A 23379-nucleotide genomic window follows, 5' to 3' on the forward strand; every position below is an offset into this window, starting at 1 on the left:
CGGGCCGTGGCGGAATATCAGGCGGGGCAGATCGCGCGATATACGGGAGCGCCTTCGCTGGCGGGCCCGGGATATATCACCGGCCTCAATCGGCTGCAGATCGGGGGAAATGTCCATATCGGGGCCGATTTCCTCATCCGCGCCGAGGGCGGCCTCGCGATCGGCGAGAACGCCCATATCAGCCACCGGCTGACGGTCTACACGATCAACCACGTCTACGAGGGCAATCGCCTCCCCTATGACGAGCGGCTGGCGGAGCGGCCCGTCGCCATCGGGCGCAACGTCTGGATCGGCGTCGGCGTGACGCTGCTGCCCGGCGCCCGCATAGGCGAGGGCGCGATCATCGGCGCCGGCGCCGTCGTGGCGGGGCAGGTGGCGCCGGGCGCCATCGTCGGCGCGGCGCGGGCGAGGCCCCTCAAGACGCGGAACGCGGAACATTACGCGGCGCTCGACGCCGCCGGGGCCTTTGGCGGCGCCGGCGGGCAGGCGCTGCAGCGAACTTCCTGGTGGGACAGGTGACGGGGTGAGCAGTGACATGGTGAAGAGTGATGGTCATTACCCTATCCAAGGCCGGCCTCGAGACCGAGGCCCGCAGGCTCGCCCGCCGGGTGCGTCTCGACGGTTACGTTCCTCAGCTGGTCGTCGGCATCCGGCGGGGCGGCGAACACGTCGCCCGCATGGCGATGGAGGAGTTCCCCGAAGGCCGGCTGGCGCTCGTCAATCGCCAGCGCCCCGGCACGAAGATCAAGGGCGGGCTGCGGCTCGGCGCCGTGCTGCCGCATCTGCCATACACGGTGACGGACAGCATGCGCCGGCTGGAGCATCGCGTCCGCTTCAGGCGCCACGCGCGCAGGCCGGCCGGGGCCGACACCGGGCGCCACGCCGAGCCGGAGGGGCACGGGCTGGGCGCCGGCAACTTCGACGAGCGGCGCATCCTGGTCATAGATGACGCGGTCGATAGCGGGGAGACGATGACGGATGTCGTCTCCTACCTCGGCGAGCGCTTCCCGCGGGCCGAGATCCGCACCTTCGCCATCGCCCACACGATGCCGCACTCGGTGCTGCGCCCCGATTACGCGGCCTTCGCCTGCGGCAACCTCGTGCGGTTCTTCTGGTCGGAGGATTACCATGCCCGGGCTTGAGCGGGGGGACCTCTTGGTCCTCGATCTCGACGGTACGCTCCTGCCCGGCAACAGCTTTCACCGCTGGCTGGCGGAGCTGCTGCTGCGCGCGCCGGCGGGGCTGAAGCTGGTGGTGCTGCGGGCGGTGGCGGGCCGGGTGGCCGGGCGGTGGAGCCATGCGCGGATGAAGCAGGAGGTCATGCGCGGGTGGGACGATTTCTCCGCCCGCGCGCCGGGGCGGGCGGAGGCGCTCGTGGCGCGCTTCGCCGCGGGCCTGCGCGCCCGCTTCCGGCCGGAGCTGACGGAGCTAATGGCGGAGGCGCGGGCGCTGGGCGTGCCGAGCCTCCTCGCCACCGCCGCGCCGGAGGATTACGCGGCGGCGCTGGGGCAGGGGACGAGCGGCGTCATCGCCAGCCGCCTCGCCGGCGGGACCCTCGTCGAGACGAAGGGCGAGGCGAAGCGCGCGGCGGTCGCGGCGCAGATGGCGGCGCGCGGCTGGCGCGGGCGGTCCATCGTGCTGGCGACGGATCATGCCGATGACGCGCCGCTCTGCGCCGTCGCCCGGCATGTCCTCTGGTACGGCCCGGTGCCCCCCGCCCCGACGCTGGTGCTGGAGGCGCGGGCATGAGCCGCGCCTCGCACGTCTTCGTCCTCTCCGCCGGGCGGACGGGGACGACCACCTTCGCCCGCGCCGCCGCCGCCCTGCCGGGCTTCACCGCCGGGCACGAGAGCCGGGCGGAGGCGCATCTGGCCGAGCGGCTGGACTACCCGGACCGGCATATCGAGGCGGACAACCGGCTGGTCTTCTTCCTGCCGCAGCTCGAGGCCCGGTTCGGCCCGCGCGCCCACTACGTCTACCTGCGGCGCGAGCCGGCGGAAATCGCGGCGAGCTACGCGCGGCGCTGGCATCTCACCGTCTCCATCCCCCGGGCCTTCACGCAAGGCGTGCGGATGCGCCCGCGCACCCGCCGGGGGGAGGTGACGGCGGCCTGCCGCGACTATGCCGACTGGGTGGACAGCACCGTCTCGCTCTTCCTCGCCAGCCAGCGTCACGCGATGGTGGTCGATCTGGCGGAGGCGGAGGCCGGCTTCGCCCGCGTCGCCGAATGGATCGGCGCGGGGGAGGTGCCGCAGGCGGCTCGCGACGCCTGGGGCGAGCGGCACAACGCCACCCCGCCGCGCCGGCTGGGGCGGGGCCTGCGCCATCAGCTTCGCCTTCTGGTGCCGTGAGCCATGCGCATCTCGGTCGTCATTCCCAGCTACAACCGCGCCGGCAGCCTGCCCTCCGCCCTCCTCTCCGCTGCGCACCAGACGCGGCCACCGGAGGAGATCATCCTCGTCGATGACGGCTCCACCGACGGCACGGAGGCGGTGGTGGCGCGGCTCGGCCTGCCGGGGCTGCGCTACATCCGGCAGGGCAATGCCGGCGGCGGCGCGGCGCGCAATGCCGGCGTGGCGGCGGCGCGGGGCGACTGGATCGCCTTCCACGACAGCGACGATGTCTGGCTGCCCCACAAGCTGGAGAGGCTGGCGGCGGCGCGCGAGCGCCATGCGGCGGCGGCGCCGGAGGTGATCTTCTCCGCCTTCAGCCTCTTCGACCCGGCGCGCCGGCGGCTCCGCCTGATGCCGGAGGCGCTGGCGCGGCGGAGGGGGGCGTCGCTCCTCCTCGAAGAGCCGCTGCGCGAGGCGCGGGCGCTGACGGCGAACCCGATCAGCACGCAGACGCTGCTCGTCTCCCGCGCCGCCTTCGCCCGCGCCGGCGGGTTCGACCCGGCGCTCCGCCGCTTCCAGGACTGGGATCTGGCGCTCCGCCTCGCAGGTGAGGCGCCCTGGGCCTACGTGCCCGAGCCGCTGGTGCACGTGGCGCTCTCCCCCAACTCCGTCACCCGCGACCATGCCGCCGGCCTCGCTGCGCGGCGCCGGCTGCTCGACGCCCATGCCGGGCTCTATGCCCGGGCGGGAGGGGCGCTCTGGCGGGCGCGGGCGGATTTGTGGCTGCGCCGGCTTGCCGGGGCGCTGGGCCGGGCGGGCGCATGAGGCGCAAGAGCCTTCTGTTCAACCCGCCGGCGGTGTTCATCGCCACATGGGCGATGATCGCGCTGCTCTTCGAGCTGCGGCTGAGCAGCCGCCTCGCGGCACCGTCGGAGGAGATCCAGCGGCTGCTCTTCGTCATCCTCGGCGGTTACCTCATCGGCGCCGCCGGCTCGCTGCTCTTCGCGCAGAAGGTGGCGTTGCGCCTGCGCCGCAGGCTCTCCCGCCGGCAATGGCGGGGGGCGGTCGGGCTGCTCTGCGCGCTCCTCGCGCTCGCGGCGGCGGAGGCGGCCATCGAGGGGTTCGTGCCGGCGGTGGCGCTCCTTCAGGGGCGGCAGATCAGCCATTTCGACTTCGGCATCCCCAGCGTGCACGGGCTGGTCATTGCCGGGCTCTGCGCGCTGGGCTCCTTCTTCTTCGCCGTGCATTGCTTCACCGGCAGCCGGTTGGCGCTGATCCTCGCGCTTTTGCCGCTGATCTACGCGGCGGCCTTCGTGCACCGGAAAATGTTCACTGTCTGCTTCCTGCAATACGCGGTGATCTTCTTCTACAGCCGGCCGCTGCGCCTGCGCACGATCCTCGCGGGGGCGCTGGCGCTGCCCGCCTTCGTCTATGCCTTCGGGGCCTTCGGAGACCTGCGCGGGCGGACGGAGGTGATCGAGCGGTTCGGCGGCTTCGCGGAGGAGTTCGTATTCCCCGGCGATACCGGGGTGAAGTGGGTCTATCTCTACCTGACGACGCCGATCGACAACCTCAGCTTCACGACCCGCGAGTTCCCCGCCGAGCAGAACACCGACCTGCAGCGCACGCTCGGCCCGATCGTGCCGAGCGCCCTCAGCCGGCTCGCCGCGGCGCCGGTGGAGGCGGCGGCGGGTCGCTTCCAGGCGGCTGCGGAGGAGCGGTACTGGCTGCAGAGCCCGATGTTCAACGTCTCCACCGGGTTCAACCCCGCCTACCTCGACCTCGGCATCCCCGGCATCGTGGGCTTCGCCGCCGTCATCGGCTTCCTGACCACCTTCGCCTATTGCCGTTTCCGGGGCGAGCTGGGGACGGCGACCTACGCGGCTTTGCTGACGGGGGCGCTGCTGACAGTGTTCTCCAACAGCTTTTCCAACCTCAACTACGTGGGGCAGGCGCTCTTCTTGCTGATGGTGCGCTACCCGGTGGTCCTGCGGCGCTTCGGCTGAGGGCTCAGACGGCGCGGGGGCGCAGCCAGAGGTAGTCGTGCGGGGCCATGATCAGCCCTTCGAGCTCGATGGTCGGGCCGGCCTGATCGTCGGCCGCCAGCTCCACCTTGGCGCGCCCCGGCTCCAGCGACAGCTCCACCGCGCCCTCGCCGAAATTGGCGAGGACGAGGAGGCGCCGCTGACCCAGCCGGTAGTCGAGGCCGAGGACGGTCTCGGGCAGGCCTTCGATGAGGCTCCACTGGCCGGCGCCGATCTCCGGGCAGCAGCGGCGGGCGCGGACCATGCCCTGCACGCGGCGCAGCAGCGAGCGGGGCGTGCGCTCCTGCTCCTCGACGTTGATCGTCCGGTAGCCATAGGCGCCGCTGGAGATGACGGGTACGGGCAGCTCGCCCTCGGCGGCGGAGAAGCCGCCGTTCGGCTCGCCGGACCATTGCATGGGGGTGCGGACGGACCAGCGCTCATCGAGGGAGAGGTCCTCGCCCATGCCGATCTCGTCGCCGTACCAGAGCACCGGGGTGCCCGGCAGGCCGAAGAGCAGCGCCTGCGCCAGCGCGACGCGGGCCGTGTCGCCGCCCAGCATCGGCGCCAGCCGGCGGCGGACGCCGCGGCCGTAGATCTTCATCCCCTCCTCGGGGGCCAGCGCCGCGAAGGCCTCCTGCTGCTCTTCCTTGGTCAGCTTGTCGAGGCTGAGCTCGTCGTGGTTGCGCAGAAAGGTCGCCCATTGCCCGCCATCGGGCAGCTCGGGGGGCCGGCTCTTCAGCGCCTCGATGACGGGGGCGGCGCTCTTGCGCACGAAGCCGAGCCACATGTCCTGGTTGAGCGGGAAGTCGAAGAGCATGTGCATCCGCTCGTCGGCATCGTGCACCCGCCCGCCGAAGTAATCGGGCGCCGTCTCGCGCGGCACGTTCGCCTCGGCCAGCATCACGGCGCCTTGCGAGCGCCAGTCGAGGAAGTCGCGCATCTCGGAGAGGAGGAGCAGGGGATCACGGTCGGGCTCTTCCTTGAGGCCCTTGAACTCCACGAGGAAGGGCACGGCATCGATGCGGAAGCCCGAGACGCCGAGCGCCAGCCAGAAGCCCATGATCTTGAGGATCTCCTCGCGGACCTTGGGGTTGGCGATGTTGAGATCGGCCTGATGGGCGTAGAAGCGGTGCATGTACCACGCCTGCGCCTTGCGCGAGTAGGTCCAGACGGCATCCTGCACGCCGGGGAAGATGATGCCTTCGGAGATGTCCTTGGGCTTCTCCTTCGACCAGACGTACCAGTCGCGGTAGGGGGAGGTCGCGCTCTCGCAGGCGGACTGGAACCACGGATGGTCGATGGAGGTGTGGTTGACGACGAGGTCGATGATCACCCGGATGCCACGGTTTCGGGCGCCCTGCATGAACTCCACGAAGTCGCCCAGATGGCCAAGGCGGGTGTCGACGCCGTAGAAATCGGAGATGTCGTAGCCGTTGTCGCGATTGGGCGTGGGGTAGAAGGGGTTGAGCCAGATGACGTTGACGCCCAGCGCCTCGAGGTAGTCGAGCGTCTCGATGGCGCCGGAGAAGTCGCCGACCCCGTCGCCGTTGCCATCGCGGAAGGTCTCGATGTCGAGGCAGTAGATGACGGCGTTCTTGTACCAGAGGTCGATCATGGCGGCAGGCTCCCGGGAGGCGGTCCTAGCGCAGGTAGGGCGGCGGAAGGGGTGGGCCAGCGGTCACGGTGTCGCGGGACGGGGGCGGCGCTCGCCTGCGGCAATCGCCCCGCCCACCGTCCCGCACGCCCCTCATGCGCCGTGGTTCGTCGACGTCGCGATCAACTCCACCGCCCATGCGGGGATCATCGTCGACGGCGTGCATGTCGCCGACGAGATGGTCGCCCTCGCCCTGCGTGCCCGCCCGGTGGCGGACCGGACGTTCCGCGTCTCCGGCGCCATGCCCGCCATCGGCGGACCGGAGCGCTTCTCCCTCTACGGTGCGGAGATCCGCGTGCAGGAGGGGCAACTGGTCAACCTCGAGGGCTCTCTCGCCGGCGCCCATGTCACTATCGCCGAGAGCCTCGCCCGGCTGATCGGCGTGATCGGGCTGGCGCCCGAGGCGGCGCTGCGCATGGCGGTGACCATCCCGGCGGAGCTGATCGGCCAGCCGGCCCTCGCCCGGCCGGAGGGGCGGCCGGCGGACGAGGCGCTGGTGCTCGGCGACGGCTGGCACGCCACCGGACACCTGGGTGAGATTGCCGCAGATACCGCCCCCAGCGCCGCGGGGCGATGACAAGCCAGCCCCTTTGCCCTAAAACGCCGGGGGGAATGGGAAAAGAAATGCCACAAGACATGGCCGGAAGCGGCGCCATGGGCGCCAGGACGGATCTGCCGGGCTGGGAGCCCTACGGCCGCGAGCCTCTGCCCCCGGGCGAGGACGCGGCCAATGGCGCTGGCCCCGCCGGCCGCAGCGGCGGCGTCCTGCCGGCCGACATCGCCGGTGACGAGAGCGAGTCTGTCGGTGGCGTCTGCGTGCAGGAGCTGGAGGAGGTCCTCTCCTCCCTCGCCCCGCCCTGGGCCGCTGTCGCCGCCGTCCCCATCGCCGCCGCCGAGCCTCTGCTGCCCGAGGAGACGAGCTTCGTCGCCCGCGCCGTCGCCTCGCGGCGGGCGGAGTTTGGCGCCGGGCGCACCGCGGCGCGCAAGGCGATGGCGCGGCTCGGCGTCGGCCCCTTCTCCATCCCCGTCGGCCGGCACCGCGCGCCCGTCTGGCCCGTGGGCATCATCGGATCGATCACCCATGCCGAGGGTTGGGCCGCCGCCATCGTGGGCCCCGCCGCCCCCGGCCGGGCGCTGGGCCTCGATATCGAGCGGAACGGGCGGGTGACGGAGGAGATCGCCGAGACGATCCGCGCCGCGGGGGAGGGGATGCGCCCCGAGGAGGCGGCGAGCCTCGTCCCCACGGGGCTCGAGCCCGACACGCTGCGCTTCGCCGCCAAGGAGGCCGCCTTCAAGGCCTACTGGCCCGTCAACCGCCACTTCGTCGGCTTCTCCGACGCGCGGGTGACCTTCGCGCCGCCCCGCATCATGCTCTCCCTCGGCGCCATGCCGCTGCACGGCGCGCGGGCGCTGCCCTTCGCCCATGCCCGCGTCGGCACGCTGGCCGTGGCGCTGGTGGGGATCGGCTAGACCTCCAGCCGCACCGGCGTGCCCTTGTAGGCCGGCGTTTGCGAGTTCTTCTCGTGGTAGCTCAGCGGCACCAGCGGGTTCAGCTCCGGGTAGTAGCCGGCGACACAGCCCGGCGGCAGGTCGTAGGGCGTCACCGCCAGCCCCTCCACCCGCCGGATCACGCCGTCGTCCAGCGCGCAGACGAGCGCCACCCGCTGCCCCTCGGTGAGGCCGAGCCGCTCGATCTCGTCCTGGTTGAGAAGCAGCACCATCCGGTCGCCCTTCAGCCCGCGCAGCCGGTCGGAATAGCCGTAGATCGTGGTGTTGAACTGATCGTTCGAGCGCAGGGTGATCAGCGTCATCCGCTCGTCGCCGGTGGTGTTCTCCCCCAGCGCGGAGAGCATCGTCGGCGCCGTGAAGGTCGCCTTGCCGGTCTCGGTGTTCCACTTGCGCTCGCGCGCCGCGTTGCCCCGGTAGAAGCCGCCGGGTGTGAAGAGGCGATCGTTGAAGTCGTGGAAGGCCTCGGGGAAGGTCTCGGCGATCAGGTCGCGCACCAGCCCGTAATCGGCCGTCCACTCGTCCCACCGCAGGCGCGGGCTCTCCGGCAGCGTCTCCTTCGCGATCCCCGCCACGATGGCCAGCTCGGAGCGCAGATGCTCCGACGGCGGCGTGCCGTGGCCGATGGAGCCGTAGATGTGGCTGAGGCTGTCCTCCATGGAGACGGCCTGCGGCCCGCTCGCCTGGATATCCTCGTCCGTCCGCCCGAGGCAGGGCAGGAGATAGGAGACCTCGCCGGGCACGAGGTGCGAGCGATTGAGCTTGGTGGCGATGGAGACGGAGAGGCGTAGCGTCGGGAAGGCGCCCTCCATCCGCTCCCTGTCGGGCAGGGCCCGCACAAGGTTGCCGCCGAGGGAAATCAGCGCCTTCACCTTGCCATCGAGGATACCCTGGCTGGCGGCGACGACGTTCATCCCCTCCTCGGTCGGCACGTCGATGCCGAAGAGCTCTTCGAGCTTCTCCGCCGGCATGTGCTTGGGCTTCTCGCCGATGCCCACCGTCCTCTGGCCCTGCACGTTGGAATGCCCGCGCACGGGGGAGATGCCGGCACCGCGCCGGCCGATGTTGCCGCGCAGCAGAAGCAGGTTCACGAGCATCCCGAGGTTCAGCCAGCCGTTCACGTGCTGCGTCAGGCCCATCCCGTAGATGCCGATGACGTTCCTGGCGGAGAGGTACACCTCCGCCGCGTCCTCGATCATCGCCCGCGTCAGCCCCGACTCGCGCTCGATCTCCTCCCACGGCGCCGCCTCGACGGCGGCCTGCATCTCCTCCAGCCCCTCCGTGTGCTCGGCGATGAAGGCGTGATCGAGCACCTCGCCGGGCCGCTCCGCCTCCGCCGCGAAGATGCGCTTCATCATGCCCGCGAGGACAGCGACGTCCCCCCCGGGGCGGACCTGGTAGAACGCCTCGGAGATCTTCGTCGTCGGCCCCACCGTCATCTGCTTGGCGTTCTGCGGGCTGGCGAATTCGATCAGCCCGCGCTCGCGCACCGGGTTGAAGGTGACGATCCGGCAGCCTCGCTCCACCGCCGCCTGCAGCTGGTGCAGGAAGCGCGGCGAGTTGGAGCCGGTGTTCTGGCCGAAGAAGAAGATGGCGTCGCAATGCTCGAAATCGTCGAGCGTGCAGGTGCCGACGGGCACGCCGATGGTGCTGGCGAGGTTCACCGAGGTCGTCTCGTGGCACATGTTGCTGCTCTGCGGCAGGTTCATGTGCCCGAAGGCACGCGCGAAGAGGGCGTAGAGGTACGACGTCTCCAGCCCCGCATGGCCGGAGGAGTAGAAGACGCTCGCCTCCGGCCCGATCTCCGTCAGCTCGCGCCCAATCTCGGCATAGGCCTCGGGCCACGTCGTCTCCTCCCAGTGCCCCGTGGCGTGGTTGAATCGCATCGGGTGGGTCAGGCGGCCGGCGGCCTCGAGATCATGATCGGGCCATGTCTTCAGCTCCTCGGCGGAGTGTTTGGCGAAGAACTCCGGCCCGACGCGCTTGCGCGTCATCTCCCAGACGGTGGCCTTGGCGCCGTTCTCGCAGAATTCGAAGAGGTGGGGCTGCGCGGGCTTGGCCCAGGCGCAGGAGGTGCACATGACCCCCTTGGTCTTGTTCTGACGCCAGAGCGTTCGCAGCGCATCGGGCGACGGCTGCGCTTCCCCCAGTGCCTTGGCGATCCCCTCCAGCGAGCCCCAGCCCCCGGTGGGGCCGCCATATTCCGGGGTGCCCGCGTCATGGCCGACGGGAGAATGGCGGGGGGCAGGGGTGCGGGGAAGATCGTCGGCCATGGGGCAGCTCCGTCGGAAGGGGACGGAGCATCAACGGGAGCGGGAGGGTTCTGTTCCGGCGGCCGAGAGAACGTGATGGCGCGAGCCGCGCAGCGAGTGCTGCGGATGGGGTGTGGGAGCGATTGTCAGGGGAAAACCAGTGGCAGCCCGTAGGGGATTCACACGTGCGCAGAAAGCCCAAGAAATAAGGGGCGAGGTGTCCCACGCTGCCCGCCAAGTCGGCCTATGGGAAACAACGGCTTAGCGGCAGCGTGTCCCACGGTCTCTGCAAGGCAAGGACTGCTTCTCTGCCCGCCGGTTCCTTCTCCAGCTTAGGCCTGAGGGCGTCGAAGACGGCCGTGAAGTTGCACATAGGCCGCCATAAGCACCGCATTCGCGGCGGAAGCTCGCCGGTCGAAGAATACGAGAATCAGCTGGTTTCTGACACTGCGAGCTGAACCTCGAAAGCGTCTTTGAAGGCCTTTCGCCGCGTCGGTTCCGCACCGAAGAATGGCAGCCCCCGGATTTCGTGGGGCTCTGGCGCCGCAAGATCTCCACCATTGTCGGCATCCCAACCGATGGCCTCCAAGAACTTGCTCTTCCAAGCCTCGCTGTCCCAGCCTCGATCTCCCTTGGGTTCAATGAAAACCTGCCGGCAGAGGGGAGCGCTCCCTTTTCGACGCATGAGCAGGATGTAGTCTGGCTCGGTTGCCCTGTCGCCGCCGATCTCGTGCAGCTTGATCATCTTCTCGTTGCGAATGACGAAAAACTCATCGAAGGCCTTGGCGATATCGCTCTGCATGCTGGCGATGAAGGCGACAAACTCCTTTTCCTCGCTTGTGCCATAGCAATCGTCGAAGACGTGCCAATCCGCGTTGGCCAGATTGACGCCGCGAGTCGACGCGACGTCGGACTCCTGCCAAGACTTCATCGTTTCTCCTGGAACGGAGAGCTTCAGGACACGATCCTTTAAGATTCCGGAGATGCGCTTCGGGAAGAACTCCTTCGACCCTTGGTGCGTAGCTTGTGCGCGACGCACATCGTTGGCAATGGCAGATAGAACCGCTCTGGCTACATGCAGCGCATCTGAGGGCGATAGACGGCTCAGTCGCTCCTGTGGGCCCCTAACAGTGATCTTGAGTTCTCCCAAGCCGTCGGCGTCAAGAAGGAACCTCCTAAGTGACTGGAGTTTCGGGAATGCCTGCCGAAGCTCGGCCAGTCTGAAGCTTTCGATCTCGTCACAAGCTCGACGCAGCACCGGATAGCCAATTTCGGAAAGTTTGAGCTCGTCCTCTGCTGCGGATGCGTCCAAAACTGGTCCCTTGGCGTCACCCTCGGCGTCAAACGCCCCTGTCTCCATGGCTCGCCCGGAATAGCCAGAGGGCAGATCAACGAAGAACGTGCGTTCGGAGAGAACGTCGCTCACACTTCGCGTCGCCTTGTCGACCGGCACGCGCTTGTTCGCCCAAAGGCAGTAGCCCTGAAATACTTCAGTGTCCTTGAAGCTTTGCTTCACCTTCAGCTCGACGACCTTTTCGCCTTCGGTCAACGCGCCTGTGATGACGAGGGCCTTCTTCAGGTCGGAGACGTATTTTAGCTCGTGGGTGCAATGATAATGCATCTGCTCCAGCAGTCGCAGCTGAGAGCCATGATCATCGTCATACTTGCGCAGCCCGGCAGGCTTCTCGTCATCCTCGGGGTCAGCGAATGGAAAGTAGCGTGCACCACGGCCTATCAGCTGTGCCTCGCGCATCGTCGTCTCGGACGGTTTCTTGCCAGAGCCCGCTTTCTCGCTCAGCCTCACCACGTCGAATAGGTTGAGAACGTCCCAGCCTTCATCCAGCTTGTTCACCGCGAAGATGCACCGGATCGGATTGCCAGGGTCCTCCAGGCTGTTCAGCAGGATCTGCTGTCTCCCGAGGTCGTCCGGTTCGTTCACGTTCGTCGTTCGCGCCTCGCTGAACTGCGATCGAAGAGCGAGAACCAAATTTTCGTAGGTGTCAGCCGGGGCAAGCGCATCGAAGGCGTTGATCAGTGTTTGATCAACCGGATCGGCTCCTGTGGCTGACGTGTAGAGCTCTTGCAAGCGATCAGCTTGCAGATGATCAATCAAGTCTCGGAAGGTTTCCTGATTGACCTTCGACTCCTTTATGGTCGCTGACTTCATCAGCACCACCGGCTTCCAGTCTTCGCCCAGGAGATCTCGCGCAAGTGCACGCCGGTATTCGCTGAGCACGATGGCCTGGAGCATTCGGTCTTCGACAGAAACTTCAGCCTGTCGCAGCTCGATGTCTTTGGAATACCCGTCCGCCCGGAAGGAACGGAGGGGGTAATCGATGATCATCTTGTCGGAATACTTGGCTGCGATGCCGGAGTGGTCCATGTCCACAGTGGCACTGAACTCCAGCAGGACGTTCTCCGGGTGCTGGCGAAGGACCTTGCGGACCGTATGCTCCCAGCTCTTCTCTTCCTCTTCCTCGGTCTGGGTCAGTCGGCTCTTCGTCAAGGCGTTGATGTGGTGAGCTTCGTCGGAGATCATGACGACCCGGCGCTCTTCGAAATCCTCGAATGTCAGGCCGTTTTCCTTGGGGTTGTTCAGGACCGTGTGCAGTCCCTGGATCGTTGTAAAGACGATATTGATCGCATCCGGAACGGCGGCGTCGAAGTTGGTCACATCCTGCACAGGAATGTTGTCATCACCCATTCGCACAGCCGGTGCGAAGAGATACTTGCTGGAAGCCGAGTTGATGAAATTCGCCTTCGTCTTCTCGACGATCTGGGACGAATTCACGAAGAAGAGGAAGTTGCGATAGCCTTGCGTCCAGAGGTGTAGCATGGCGGAGGCCATGATGACTGTCTTCCCGGAACCGGTCGCCATGTGAAACAGAAGGTGCTCCGGCCCTGTGCGTTCGCGTGACATCTTCCATACGAAGCGCGAGATCGCCTGTCGCTGATACGGACGCAGGCCAATACCTGGTGAAAGGTTGTCGGCGACATGGCTCGGAACGTCGACCTCGAGCATTCCGTCCTTCTCGTATTCGGCCAGCTTCTCATGGAGGATCATTCAGCGGCCTCCGGCATGTTGTAGAAGGTGCGGGTTAGCTTGCGGTCGCGCTCGCTCAGGCCGTGCATCTCGTCGTCCATGTCGCCAACGTTGACGTAGAGATGGTCAGCGGCCACCGCCTCGCGCAGTGTGCGGCGCTTCACAGTCGGGGACAGTTCGGACCAGTCGGGCGATGTCAATCCGCCTGGCTCGATGTCATGTCGGAGGAAGGGGGCCCCCGTCAGCTCGTCACGCAAGCCGTCGAGTGCCTCGTCCTCCGCTGCGTCGAGCCTCGCGACGAAGTCCTGTCCCTCCGATGCAATTTCGGCATAGAGCAGTGCTCTCGAGTCATCTTCTTGATCTTCTGGTTCGGAGAGCACCTTCTTTACTCGTTCCAAGGTCGTTCCCCGGACGTAATCCATCTGCTCGACCAAAATAAAGCGGCGGTTCCCACCGAGCCGGCGATTCATTTCCACGGTAGCATGTCCTGTTGTGCCGCTTCCCGCAAAGAAGTCGAGTATGAGAGCAGAAGGACGATTAGCTGTAATCGCATGCAAACAATCGTAGACAGTCCAGAGCGACTTCGGAAAGCTGAAGGTGGTGTCTGGGACCATTTCGGCTAAGAGCTGCTTGCCATAGGCGTTCGAGTCGTATTTCGTGTCGGTCCAGACCGTCTTCACAGGTCGGTCGTTCTTTCCGATTTGAATGTCATACGTGTCGCCGGATTTTACCGGGCGGATGACGTCCATTATGTCTTTAATGCCCTCAATTGAGTAACGCCATTTCCTCTCAACGTCGTTTCGGTCGATAGGATAGATGTGGTGAACTCCGGCTTCGTCCACGAAATTGCGGGGGTGCTCATCATCGGGTGTCCGCTCTCCCACTCCGACAATCTTGCCATCCTTAACCAAAATTGGATAGAAACAGTTTTTCGCATGATGACGCTCAGATTCGCCGCCCCAGTTTCGGAGCGGAGACCAGTCAACTTCCTCCTCCGAGCAAGGTTGCCGATTTATCATTTTTTCTCCGCTCGGCAGAACGAATAGGGCAAACTCGTTTGTATAGGAAAAATTGGTCCCCTGCACTCCGCGAGGATTGTGAACAACGGTTATGCAGTGAACGTCGTATCCGGTAAATATCTCTTCAACTAAGGCGCCAAGATAGAAAAGCTCATTTTCATCTATCGCGATTATCAATGCGCCATCATGTTTCAGTAGCTTTTTTGAGGCCTCCAAGCGATTCTTCATGAACGTCAGCCATGTCGATCGCTTGAACCTGTTGTTGTAGCTGAAGGGATCTTCTGCCGATCCAGTATTATACGGAGGGTCGATGTAGATACAGTCCACAGCACCGGCAAAGCGATTTTGCAATGAATGCAGAGCGAGAAGGTTGTTGCCCTTGATGAGGAGGTTCTCATTGCCCGTGATTTCGTTCACCTCGGCCGGCTTACCTGCTGCCACGGCATCGGCATCCCAGCGCTCCCATCCCCGGATCGCCTTTGGTTCCTCCAGCCGGATTACCTCATCCGGGGCTACTATGCGGTTCACAAACCGCTCCGAGCCGCCGCGATCCTCGCGCGTCATACCTCCGGCCAGAACGCAATCCTTGTAGGGCCAGTCGAGAACCACCTCGCGACCCTTGCGGAGCGCCTCGCCGGCCACTGACAGCCCGATCTTGTTGCCGAAGGCGGTGAAGCTGTCAGGCAAGAAGTCTCGCATGGTCACGGTCTGCATGAACCGCACCTTGTCGAACACGAGCGTTCCTCCCACGTCCTCGAAGAAGGCTTCTCGGAGGCTGTCATTGCCTGCCAGCACGGCCAGAAGGTCCGGCTGCATGTTCAGCGCACGATCCTCAACACGCGATCGGATGAGTTCCCCGCTTTCATTCAGAAGGTCGGGGAGGCCAGCGAGGGCGACTTTCAGTTCGGTAAGCAGGGAGGTCATCTCTGTCCTTTGGCGGGAATCTCAGTTTTTTCCGCAACATCGCGGAATCTCGACAGCTTCACAACGACTTCGTCGCGACACGAACCAGAGCGTGCTTCCGGACTCGGACGTTCAAACCAATCTTCTTCCTACCGTCCCATGGTGGGGCGGTAATACCCGGTAAGATTGCTACCGGGCATTACACCACGACCGGAGAGTAACCATGTCGAAGCACGAGACTACCTTCAATCCCGCGGACGATATCAAGCCGGACCTGCTGCGCCGGACCGAGGCGGCGATCCTCGACTTCATGTCGAAGAACGACGGCAGGATGCCGACACAGCACGAGTTGAACGAGACGGTGAAGACCTCGTTCACTCGCCTCGGACCGGCGGCTCGAGCCGTCAAGGAACGTCTGCTGGCCACGCAGACGAAGCTCGCCAACATGCCGGAAATCCCCGAGGATCTTCGCCTCCTGCACGAGCAGATGCTAAAGGACCTATGGGCGCGGACACGGGACCTCCAGAACGGCGAGATTGTCGACCTGCGCCGGACACAGGCCGCCAAGGACGAGAGCCATCGCCAAGAAGTTCTGGAGATGCAAGAAGTAGTGGCATTTCTTGAGGCGGCCCGTGATCGGGAGACGGCGAGGGCGGATGCCGCCGAGGCCGAGGGCGCCGAGCTTCGTGACCAGCTCAAGGCGACGACGACAGAACTTGCCGCGGCCGATGCCCGACTGGCAGAGCGCGATGCCATTTTCGCGATGCTCGCCCCGAAGCCAAAGCCTGAAGATAAGCCGGATGAGGAGGCCAACACCCGGAAAGGCGCGCGGCGGTCTCGTCTCGCGGAAGGGCCCGAAACTGGCGATCTCCCCATGGAGACGGCTGCGACCAAAGCCTCCGGTGGCGGCGAAGGATGAGAGGCTGCCGCGGCAGCGGTCCTGCCGCAGAGGATGTTGCCTCAGCCTCGTTGCAGCGTGTGATCGTATCGAACGACCCGTATCGCGATCGGCGGAGAGTCGGTGTGGAGTCTCGCACGCTTCGGGTCAGTCGCCTTCGACGGATGATGTTCACGCAGCTCCACATTGAGGCCGCGCCTCTCGGCCTCTTTCAGAAGGTGATGCAGACCGGCCTTGTATTCGACCTGCATCTCGCTGTGTTCGGTGAAATCCCGCGCATCCCGGGTTGGCGCATAGGCATCGCAGATCGCGGTGTTCGTCATGGCGGCAAGGTGCTTATCGATCTGCTCCGCTGTCATTTCCTTGGGTAGGGCCCAGGCGTTCGGGATCGAGAGCTGCTCTCCGGGGACGGCGCCAGCCTCTTTGATCAAATCGAGCATTGTCTGGGGCGGCTCGCGGCCGTGCCGGGTCTCGGCCTCAATGACTGCCCGCGCGCGCGCCTCTTGTTCAGCGAGGGCAGCGTCCCGCTGCTGCCGAAAACCGAAGATGGATCGAGCGAAACCGACGAGCCAATCGCGGGCCGGCTTGATCTTCTCGGAGAGCCAGGCGCGGCGCTCTTTGCTCTCAGGCTTGTTTCGGCCCCAAGTAAGCCCCTCAGCTGTTTTCTCGGTCGGAGGTGCATAGGTAAGCTCTTCGGCAATGATCGCCTGCGTCCCGATGCGCAGCGACTCCTCCCTTGCCGCCAGCGCGGCGCGCTCCTCCTTCGCCGACCGCAGCTCCTGTGCCGCAGTCTTCCGTGACGCCTTCGCGTCTTCCAAGGCTTGCGCGGTTTCCTTGCGCAGATCGCTCGCGGCCAGCGCATCGCGCTCGGCGGCGGCTTTTTCGACGGCCGCTGCCTCTCTGTCTTTCGAGGCCTCGGCAGCTTTGATCGCAGCGATCTCGCGTCCACGGGAAGGCGAAATGTTATTGCGCTTCGTGACCTCCTCGCCCGCCTGCCGCTGGATGCGCTCCTGTGCCGCCCTCCGCTCCCCGCGAACAAAATCGAGACCGTGGGCCTGCGCGTAGTCGGCCACACGGTCCTGGAGGAGCTCATAGCTTCGGCGCGTGAGCGTGGGGTCGGGTTCTTCGTCGTCGAAGAGCGACTGAACTTCTTCCATTCCGAAGAGACGGTGCTGCCGGTGGCTCAGCTCCCGACGCTTGGTCTTCCGGTTTTCATGCTCCGGCGCGATCAGGAACGAAAGATGCGGCGTCTTCTCATCGAGATCGAGGCGGGCGTAGAGAACCTCGTCGCCGAATTCCTCCGCCAGGTATCCGAGCGCGAAGTGCCGGAAGGTATCCACCTTGGCCTCATCGATCTGGCCGTTGCCGTCGAGAAACCACTCATGGGAGACCGACAGGATGCCTTCGGTGAAGGGGTGCACGTTCTTCGGGTCCCAGGGCCAGCCTATGACTTCCGCCAGCGCATTGGGATCGTCACCGGCCACCTCGAGCGCCGCGTCAAGGTCCTCGATGTCGGTCCTGCGCCGGCGACGCTTCAGCGACGCACGCTTTCGCCCGACGTTGTCCAACTGCATCTGGACGATGTGCGCATCGACGATCTCGCGGAGGTCCGCGTTCCCGATTGGGAATTCGTTGAGGTGCGTGCGTGTGGAGTCGATGTTCGGCAGGCCCTCGCCCAAACGCTTTCCATGCGCTTCAATGCCACCGACCCCATGGTAGGTGACACGCTCGTAACGCAGGACAATGAGGTTCGCGGGCTCCTTCATTTCAGGGAATTACGCCCCAGTGGCGGGTGTCCCTAACGATCAGGACCAGGGCCGCCTTCGGCGGCCCTTAGTGAGCGCATCCATGGATGCGCTCAGGTGTTTACTCACTATGGAGCAGAGCGCACCGGCCGTTGGCCTATGCGCTCTGCTCCCCGTTCGCCCGGGGCGCTGCCCCGGGACCCCGCGCCTCCGGCGGGGCGCCTGCGCGGCGGGCGGTCCTGGGCGGACGGCCGACAGGAGCCCGTATTTCGCGCTCCTGCGCCTCCGGCGGCCGGGGAGCGTCGTTCCGCACTCCTCCCCGAACCCCACCTGCTCGGGCCTCCCCGGCCCCGGCGAGGAGGGGGCAAGCCCTCTCCTCGACCTCTCCCATTCCAGCCGGCGCCTCCGTAGCCTTGGAACTCGTTTGCGCTGCCTGCGGCCGGGAACAGATTGGAGCCGGTGGGCCGACAGCCCTCCCTTCGGGTCCGACGCCTCACTGTGAGCGCCGGACCCGAAGGGAGACTGAACGGTCAGGAGAGGCGGGGATGAGGAGACGACGGCGTAGCCGTCGCCACACGCGGCCTCGCGGCGCGCCGCAGAAGATCAACGGTCGACCATCAAACCCGCATCGTGGAGGACGTCTCGGCGGATCGATTATGCATAAGGATCGCCAGTGATCCCGGCGGCGATCCACGCCGTGGGCGCCGTGTCAGTCATCACCGCAAGAAGGGATCATCGGCATGCACAAAGGATGGCATCGCGTCAGCATCATTTCGAACATCGAGACCCGTGTGCTCGAAGCCTGGCTCGGCGGTGCTCACCTGTGGTCGACGTTGCCACAGGAGCCCGGCAGCGCCGATGAAGTCGCCGAGTTTTTTACGGTCACCCTGATCCGGCTCCTCGAGGTCGTAGAAGGGATGTCGGCGCATGAGCGCATGCACCTTCTTGCAAGGATAGCCGCATCCTGCACAGCCCAGGATGACTTGCCGCCACATGATGTCCTTGGTCCTTTCCCTGCCTGATGCCCCTATCGGAGGGCCGGTGGCACATGCGCCGACGATCCTGTCCGCCGACAAGGCAGGAAAGAGTTGGAATGGCAGGGCAGCGCTGCGTCCCTCGGCGTCGGCTCTTCCAGGTGAGAGCCGCCACCGAGAGACGCACCGCGTGGCCCTGGGCGAAGACACAAGGTGGTCGAACACCTGCTTGACCCGGACATCGATCCGGAAAACTCCGATAACGGGAGAAATCATGTTCGACACCACGACAGACGCCGGCTTTTTCGGCGTAGCCCCTGCAAGCCCGCTCGACGAGCTTCGCTCGTTCACGGGCGAATACCAAGACGCGCTGCTCGATGCGGCCGGCCTGCTTGGCGGAAGCCGAAGCATCCGGCTCGCTCAGAACGCCCTCGACGGGCTGATGGGATCTGGGGCGCCGTCGCGCAGCACGATGCGGACGTTGGACGAGCTCCTGGACCTGCTTATGCTCGAGCACGTCCACGACCCGTCCCGCGTCGAAGCAGCGCTCTTTGCTGCGATCGACCCTGCCAACGCTTGCGTCGAGGAAATCTGCCTGCTGGCGGATCAGCTGGGCGACCTGCTCGGCGCCTGTCGCAAGGCCGAAATCGGTAACGGCGAGTGCGTTGATCGGAGGGCTGCGGCATGAAGACAGGAGTTCGCGCACTGCCTCGCCTGTTCGATCTCGTCGACGGCGCCGAAATGACCCCAGATATGGTCACGCGGCTCGCAGCGCTGGCGATCATGCAGGCGCACATTGTCGCTGACGAGCTGCACGAGATCGTCATCCCGCTGCTTCCGCCGGCGCGCAGGACCCACGCTGCCAGCATCGCTCGGCGCATCGAACGCGGGGAGTTTCTGGAGGAAGACGTTCTGAGCGATGTTCAGACCTTCAACGCCAATCTCGCGCAGCAGATCGCCCTCGGAACGCACGTTTATTGGCAAGGCGACGACAACCATGTTCGGGGGGGCTATGAAGCCGTCTACCGCGAGCCAGAAGCTTGCGAATTGGCTGAGGTCGCTGGCGAGCTGGCACTGCTCGCCGACATGATCCTCGCCACGCTGTCGGCCGCCCGCGCTGTGCGTGAAACCGCAACCCTGATCGACGGCTGAAAATAGCGGCGCCCCTCTACGGGGTGCCGCACGCTTGAGGGTCGCGAAGACCCGTGCCCGCGGCCGGATCACCGCAGGCAGACGCGCCGGATTTGCTCCGACTGCTGCTCCCCATCGGCGCGTCATTGACCAATGCATGCAAAAAGAATGGATCGAGATCAATGGCTTGAACTTGATCGTCGGCGGTTTCAGCACTTTTCTTCTGTTTCCCGCGACTGGCCGCGAAGGGATCAACCCACTCTTCTTCCGTCAACGGAAGTGAAGACCATGCCTGCTGCTCAACCATCCAGATCCTCGGTATCGAACGTAATCAGCGCGATTATCGCTGCGGGCCTTCAACCGGGTGTAGTTCGCGTCAACCCCGACGGGTCTTTCAGTGTCGATGTTGCAGGCAATGCCAACGAGATGCCCACCGAGCACGGCGAAGCCACGACCGGTCCGCGGTCGAGCGCAAACGCGGATGAGGCCCCAACCTGGGACGATGGAAAATGAAGATATCGAAGACCTACGAAGGCCTGTGCGAGGAAAAGACGCCAGCGGGGACGACCCGCTGGCGCGTTCGCATAGAGGGGCAGAAGAAAAAGAAAATCACGATCCCCGTCGATCCCGAGCACAACGACTTCGAAGAGCATTACCTCGCCGCACGGGCTGGCGTGAAGCTGACCATGGAGCCGAAACCGAAGGCGGGCAAGAATACTCTCGACGAGCTGTGCGAGAAGTTCCTGGAGTGGATGAAATTTCAGGTGGAAGCGGGAAACCTCAAGCAGCCGACACTCAACAGCCGCATCACCGGGCTAACCCAGGCCCGCGCCTGCCTTTCGCCCAATAAGAAGCTGCGCATGGGCGAAATGTCCGCAGCTCTGCCGCGGGAGGCATTTGCCCACATTCGAGATTCCTTCGGAGCCCACACCGGCGCGGCGCACACGTGCCTGAAGGCACTGCGGGCCGCCTATCGGTGGGGTGAAGACTACGGTTATCCCGTCGACAGCCCAGTGCACAAGATCAAGAGCAACCATGTCGAGAAGGGCGGCGCGGAACCTTGGAGTGACGCCGATGCCGAGAGATTTCTTGCGCATCACGGACCGGGCACCATGGCGCGTCGGTGGTTCCTCCTGGCCGAGGCCACGGCGGGCCGCATTGGCGATATGCATCTCCTTGGACCGGATCATGAATTGACCCGGAACGAGCGTCTCTACATCCGGTATCAACCGTCCAAGAAGGGCTCGTCCGAAGTCCAGCTACCGCTGCCTTGGAACTTCATGCTCGAGGTCGCCAGCCTGCCAGTGGGCGCGCCTGCCTACCTGCTGACGGAAAAAGGCACACCGTTCGCTTCGTCCGGCTCTCTCGACAACGCGGTCCGCAAATGGATCATTGCGGCCGGATTGAGCGAGCCGGTTCTGGACGCTGACGGAAATCAGTTGGTCGACAAGAAGGGCAAGCCGAAGATCCGCGCAACGCGGTCGCAGCACGGAATTCGCAAGCGTCGCGCCGAGCAGATCGCCGAAGCGTCCGGCTCGGTCTACGAGGTCATGGCGCACCTCTCGCACAGCGATCCAAAGACCGCTGCAATTTACACCAAGCGGGTCGACCGCGCGCGTCTCGCCGAGCGTGCCGCGCTGCGTGCCGAAGCCGCCGCAGGAGTGCAGGGTGTCCCACGGCCGGAAAATCGTGGGACACTGGACGACTCAGCGCCCAGTAAAACAACGGAAAATGAGGAAAGGTGGCAGCCCGTAGGGGAATCGAACCCCTCTTTCCAGGTTGAAAACCTGGCGTCCTAACCGATAGACGAACGGGCCGCTCTTGGCGTGCGGCGTCAGATAGCCAAAGCACTTTTCCTCCGCAAGAGGTTTTTCGCCGAAATCTGCCGGGCCCGTCTCGGCAGGGCGCGAGGGCAGGGCGCCCTCAGGCCGGGGCGGCGTCGTCGAGCATCAGCTGGGCGCTGGTGCGGCCGTTCCAGTGGTTCAGGTCGAGCCGCCCGGCGAGGTGGAAGCGCTTGCCGGCGTGCCGGAGCAGGGCGAGGCCGAGGTCGCTCTCCACCAGCCCGAAGCCGATGCAGCCGAGCCGGCAGGTGCCGTCGCCGATGGTCAGCTTCAGGTGCCCGTCACCCACCGGCCGCGCATCGAGGATGCGGCAGTCGGGCAGGGCGAAGCGCGGGGCCGGGGCCGAGGCGCCGAAGGGGCCGGCGGCGGAGAGGCGGGCGACGAGCTCCGGCGTCGCCGCGGGGGGCAGGACCATGCCGTCGAGCTTCAGCGCCCGGGGGCCGAAGCTGCCGGCGCCCTGCGTGGCCAGCAGTTCCTCCAGCCGCGCCATCGCCGGCTCCAGCTGCTCGCGCGAGAGGGTGAGCCCCGCCGCCATCCGGTGCCCGCCGCCGCGCTCGATCAGCCCCTCGTGGGCCAGCCGCTGCATGGCGGCGCCGATGTCGACGCCGGGGACGGAGCGGGCGGAACCCTTGCCCACGTCGCCATCGAACCCGATGACCACGGCCGGCCGGTCCGCGGCCTCCTTCAGCCGCGCGGCGACGATGCCGACGACGCCCGGGTGCCAGCCCTCGCCCGCCGCCCAGGCGAGAGGTGCCTCCAGCCCGCGCGCTTCAGCCTGCGCCAGCGCGGCGGCGCGCACGGCGGCCTCGATCTCCCGCCGCTCGCGGTTCAGCCCGTCGAGACGCTCGGCGAGGGACTGCGCCTCGCCGGCGTCTTCGGTGGAGAGGAGGCGGGCGCCGAGATCGGCCCGCCCGACGCGGCCGCCTGCGTTGATGCGCGGGCCGAGCACGTAGCCGAGGTGGTAATCCGTCGGCGCCGTCGTCAGCCCTGCCGCGTCGCAGAGCGCCGCCAGCCCCGGCCGCCCGCGCCGCGCCATCACCTGCAGCCCGGTGCGCACGAAGGCGCGGTTGACCCCGACGAGCGGCGAGACATCGGCGACGGTCGCCAGCGCCACGAGGTCGAGGCTCATCATCAGGTCGGGCCCCGCCGGCAGGCCCGCCTCGCGCCGCTGCCGCCTTGCCTCGACCAGCATCAGGAAGGTGACGCCGGCGGCGCAGAGATGGCCGAGGTCGCCGCTCTCGTCCTGCCGGTTGGGGTTCACCACCGCCACCGCCTCGGGCAGCGTCTCGCCGCCGAGGTGGTGGTCGAGGATCACCACGTCTGCCCCACGCGCCGCCGCGACCGGCTCATGCGAAAGCGTGCCGCAATCAACGCAGACGATCAGGTCATGCGCGCGCGCCAGCTGCTCCATCGCCGGCACGTTGGGCCCGTAGCCCTCGTCGATCCGGTCGGGGATGTAGAGCGTCGGCTCGCGCCCCAGCGCCCTGAGCCAGGTGAGGAGCAGCGCGGCGGAGGCGCCGCCGTCGACGTCATAATCGGCGAAGACGGCGATCCGCTCGCCCTCGGCCACGGCGCGGTTCACGCGGGCCGCCGCCGCCTCCATGTCCCGCAGCTGGCGCGGGTCGGGCATCAGGTCCCGCAGCTTCGGCTCGAGGTACCCCGGCACCTCCTCGGCCAGCACCTTCGAGCGGGCGAGGATCGCGGCCAGCGGCAGGGGCAGGGCGTGGGCCTGGGCGATGGCCTCGGCGGCCCGGCGTGACATCTCGTCCGGCCCGGCCCAGGGCCGGCCGGTCAGCGACGACGACACTCCGAGAAAGGCGTCCATGGCGCCTATCTACGCCGCCCGCCCCCACGCGCAACCCCGCCCGCTGCCAGGCGCAACCTCGCCTCCTTCTTCTCCGGCCACATCTCCCGTCCGCCCCCGGCGCGCCCCCCTCTCAACCGGTCCCCCTTGTCTTTGGTCCCAAAAATCCCGGGGGGGCGCCATTGGCGCGCCATTGGTCCGAGCGACAATGGCGACGGGGCTGGCCCCCGGTCCTGCCCTCTCCACCCA

General features: G+C 66.4%; 19 protein-coding genes and 1 tRNA gene. 12 read left to right on the plus strand and 8 right to left on the minus strand.

Features of this window, described 5'->3' with window-relative positions; translation table 11 throughout:
- The first annotated feature begins 6 nt into the window (after window positions 1–6).
- Genes GY170_RS02640 through GY170_RS02665 form a run of 6 tightly spaced genes read left to right on the plus strand, consistent with a single transcriptional unit; the run spans window position 7 to window position 4339 of the window.
- On the plus strand, window positions 7–519 hold the full coding sequence (locus GY170_RS02640) for an acyltransferase (RefSeq protein ID WP_163889705.1): 513 nt from the start codon (window positions 7–9) through the stop codon (window positions 517–519).
- A 29-nt stretch (window positions 520–548) separates the two neighbouring features.
- A complete protein-coding gene (locus GY170_RS02645) occupies window positions 549–1142 on the plus strand; it encodes a phosphoribosyltransferase (protein ID WP_163889707.1) in 594 nt (197 codons plus the stop codon).
- Window positions 1129–1749 carry an HAD family hydrolase gene (locus GY170_RS02650; RefSeq protein WP_163889709.1) on the plus strand — a complete coding sequence of 207 codons (621 nt, stop codon included), beginning with the start codon at window positions 1129–1131 and terminating at the stop codon, window positions 1747–1749. Before GY170_RS02645 ends, GY170_RS02650 begins: the two co-directional genes overlap by 14 nt.
- Window positions 1746–2351, plus strand: a complete 606-nt coding sequence (locus GY170_RS02655) for a hypothetical protein (RefSeq protein ID WP_163889711.1) — start codon at window positions 1746–1748, stop codon at window positions 2349–2351. The genes GY170_RS02650 and GY170_RS02655 overlap by 4 nt, the downstream gene beginning before the upstream one ends.
- A 3-nt stretch (window positions 2352–2354) precedes the next feature.
- Window positions 2355–3158, plus strand: a complete 804-nt coding sequence (locus GY170_RS02660) for a glycosyltransferase family 2 protein (protein ID WP_163889713.1) — start codon at window positions 2355–2357, stop codon at window positions 3156–3158.
- Window positions 3155–4339 (plus strand): oligosaccharide repeat unit polymerase, encoded by a 1185-nt coding sequence (locus GY170_RS02665; RefSeq protein WP_163889714.1) that lies wholly within the window; start codon window positions 3155–3157, stop codon window positions 4337–4339. The genes GY170_RS02660 and GY170_RS02665 overlap by 4 nt, the downstream gene beginning before the upstream one ends.
- 4 nt (window positions 4340–4343) lie before the next feature.
- Here GY170_RS02665 and GY170_RS02670 read toward each other — a convergent pair whose 3' ends face one another.
- Entirely contained in the window at window positions 4344–5975 is a 1632-nt protein-coding gene (locus GY170_RS02670) for an alpha-amylase family protein (RefSeq protein ID WP_163889716.1), read from the minus strand.
- Between GY170_RS02670 and GY170_RS18335 the strand changes: the two genes are divergently transcribed.
- Window positions 5974–6591 (plus strand): hypothetical protein, encoded by a 618-nt coding sequence (locus GY170_RS18335; protein ID WP_203531145.1) that lies wholly within the window; start codon window positions 5974–5976, stop codon window positions 6589–6591. The genes GY170_RS02670 and GY170_RS18335 overlap by 2 nt on opposite strands.
- Before the next feature lie 77 nt (window positions 6592–6668).
- Window positions 6669–7484 carry a 4'-phosphopantetheinyl transferase family protein gene (locus GY170_RS02680; RefSeq protein ID WP_167803283.1) on the plus strand — a complete coding sequence of 272 codons (816 nt, stop codon included), beginning with the start codon at window positions 6669–6671 and terminating at the stop codon, window positions 7482–7484.
- Here GY170_RS02680 and GY170_RS02685 read toward each other — a convergent pair.
- The 3 genes from GY170_RS02685 to GY170_RS02695 form a co-directional block, all read right to left on the minus strand.
- Window positions 7481–9793, minus strand: coding sequence for an FdhF/YdeP family oxidoreductase (locus tag GY170_RS02685; protein ID WP_163889720.1), 2313 nt, complete (start codon window positions 9791–9793; stop codon window positions 7481–7483). The genes GY170_RS02680 and GY170_RS02685 overlap by 4 nt on opposite strands.
- A gap of 409 nt (window positions 9794–10202) precedes the next feature.
- Window positions 10203–12836 carry a DEAD/DEAH box helicase family protein gene (locus tag GY170_RS02690; RefSeq protein ID WP_163889722.1) on the minus strand — a complete coding sequence of 878 codons (2634 nt, stop codon included), beginning with the start codon at window positions 12834–12836 and terminating at the stop codon, window positions 10203–10205.
- Complete coding sequence (locus GY170_RS02695; RefSeq protein ID WP_163889724.1) at window positions 12833–14758, minus strand: DNA methyltransferase; 1926 nt, start codon at window positions 14756–14758, stop codon at window positions 12833–12835. Before GY170_RS02695 ends, GY170_RS02690 begins: the two co-directional genes overlap by 4 nt.
- 202 nt (window positions 14759–14960) lie before the next feature.
- On the opposite strand from GY170_RS02695, the gene GY170_RS02700 reads away from it, so the two are divergent.
- Window positions 14961–15656, plus strand: a complete 696-nt coding sequence (locus GY170_RS02700; protein WP_163889726.1) for a hypothetical protein — start codon at window positions 14961–14963, stop codon at window positions 15654–15656.
- A 41-nt stretch (window positions 15657–15697) separates the two neighbouring features.
- Here the strand turns inward: GY170_RS02700 and GY170_RS02705 are convergent, their stop codons facing one another.
- Complete coding sequence (locus GY170_RS02705) at window positions 15698–17401, minus strand: plasmid recombination protein (RefSeq protein WP_163889728.1); 1704 nt, start codon at window positions 17399–17401, stop codon at window positions 15698–15700.
- A gap of 719 nt (window positions 17402–18120) precedes the next feature.
- Between GY170_RS02705 and GY170_RS02710 the strand changes: the two genes are divergently transcribed.
- The 3 genes from GY170_RS02710 to GY170_RS02720 all read left to right on the plus strand — a co-directional run bounded on the left by GY170_RS02710 (window position 18121) and on the right by GY170_RS02720 (window position 19506).
- Complete coding sequence (locus GY170_RS02710; protein WP_163889730.1) at window positions 18121–18402, plus strand: hypothetical protein; 282 nt, start codon at window positions 18121–18123, stop codon at window positions 18400–18402.
- Between the two features lie 226 nt (window positions 18403–18628).
- Entirely contained in the window at window positions 18629–19042 is a 414-nt protein-coding gene (locus GY170_RS02715; RefSeq protein ID WP_163889732.1) for a hypothetical protein, read from the plus strand.
- Complete coding sequence (locus tag GY170_RS02720; protein WP_163889734.1) at window positions 19039–19506, plus strand: hypothetical protein; 468 nt, start codon at window positions 19039–19041, stop codon at window positions 19504–19506. The genes GY170_RS02715 and GY170_RS02720 overlap by 4 nt, the downstream gene beginning before the upstream one ends.
- A gap of 16 nt (window positions 19507–19522) precedes the next feature.
- Here the strand turns inward: GY170_RS02720 and GY170_RS02725 are convergent, their stop codons facing one another.
- The 3 genes from GY170_RS02725 to recJ form a co-directional block, all read right to left on the minus strand.
- Window positions 19523–19792 carry a hypothetical protein gene (locus GY170_RS02725; RefSeq protein WP_163889736.1) on the minus strand — a complete coding sequence of 90 codons (270 nt, stop codon included), beginning with the start codon at window positions 19790–19792 and terminating at the stop codon, window positions 19523–19525.
- Window positions 19793–21227: 1435 nt separating this feature from the next.
- Window positions 21228–21302 (minus strand) — tRNA-Glu (locus tag GY170_RS02730).
- A gap of 106 nt (window positions 21303–21408) precedes the next feature.
- Window positions 21409–23151, minus strand: a complete 1743-nt coding sequence (gene recJ / locus GY170_RS02735; RefSeq protein WP_163889738.1) for a single-stranded-DNA-specific exonuclease RecJ — start codon at window positions 23149–23151, stop codon at window positions 21409–21411.
- Window positions 23152–23379: the final 228 nt, after the last annotated feature.

The sequence above is a fragment of the Pseudoroseicyclus tamaricis genome (assembly GCF_012070395.1).
Lineage (GTDB): Bacteria > Pseudomonadota > Alphaproteobacteria > Rhodobacterales > Rhodobacteraceae > Pseudoroseicyclus_A > Pseudoroseicyclus_A tamaricis.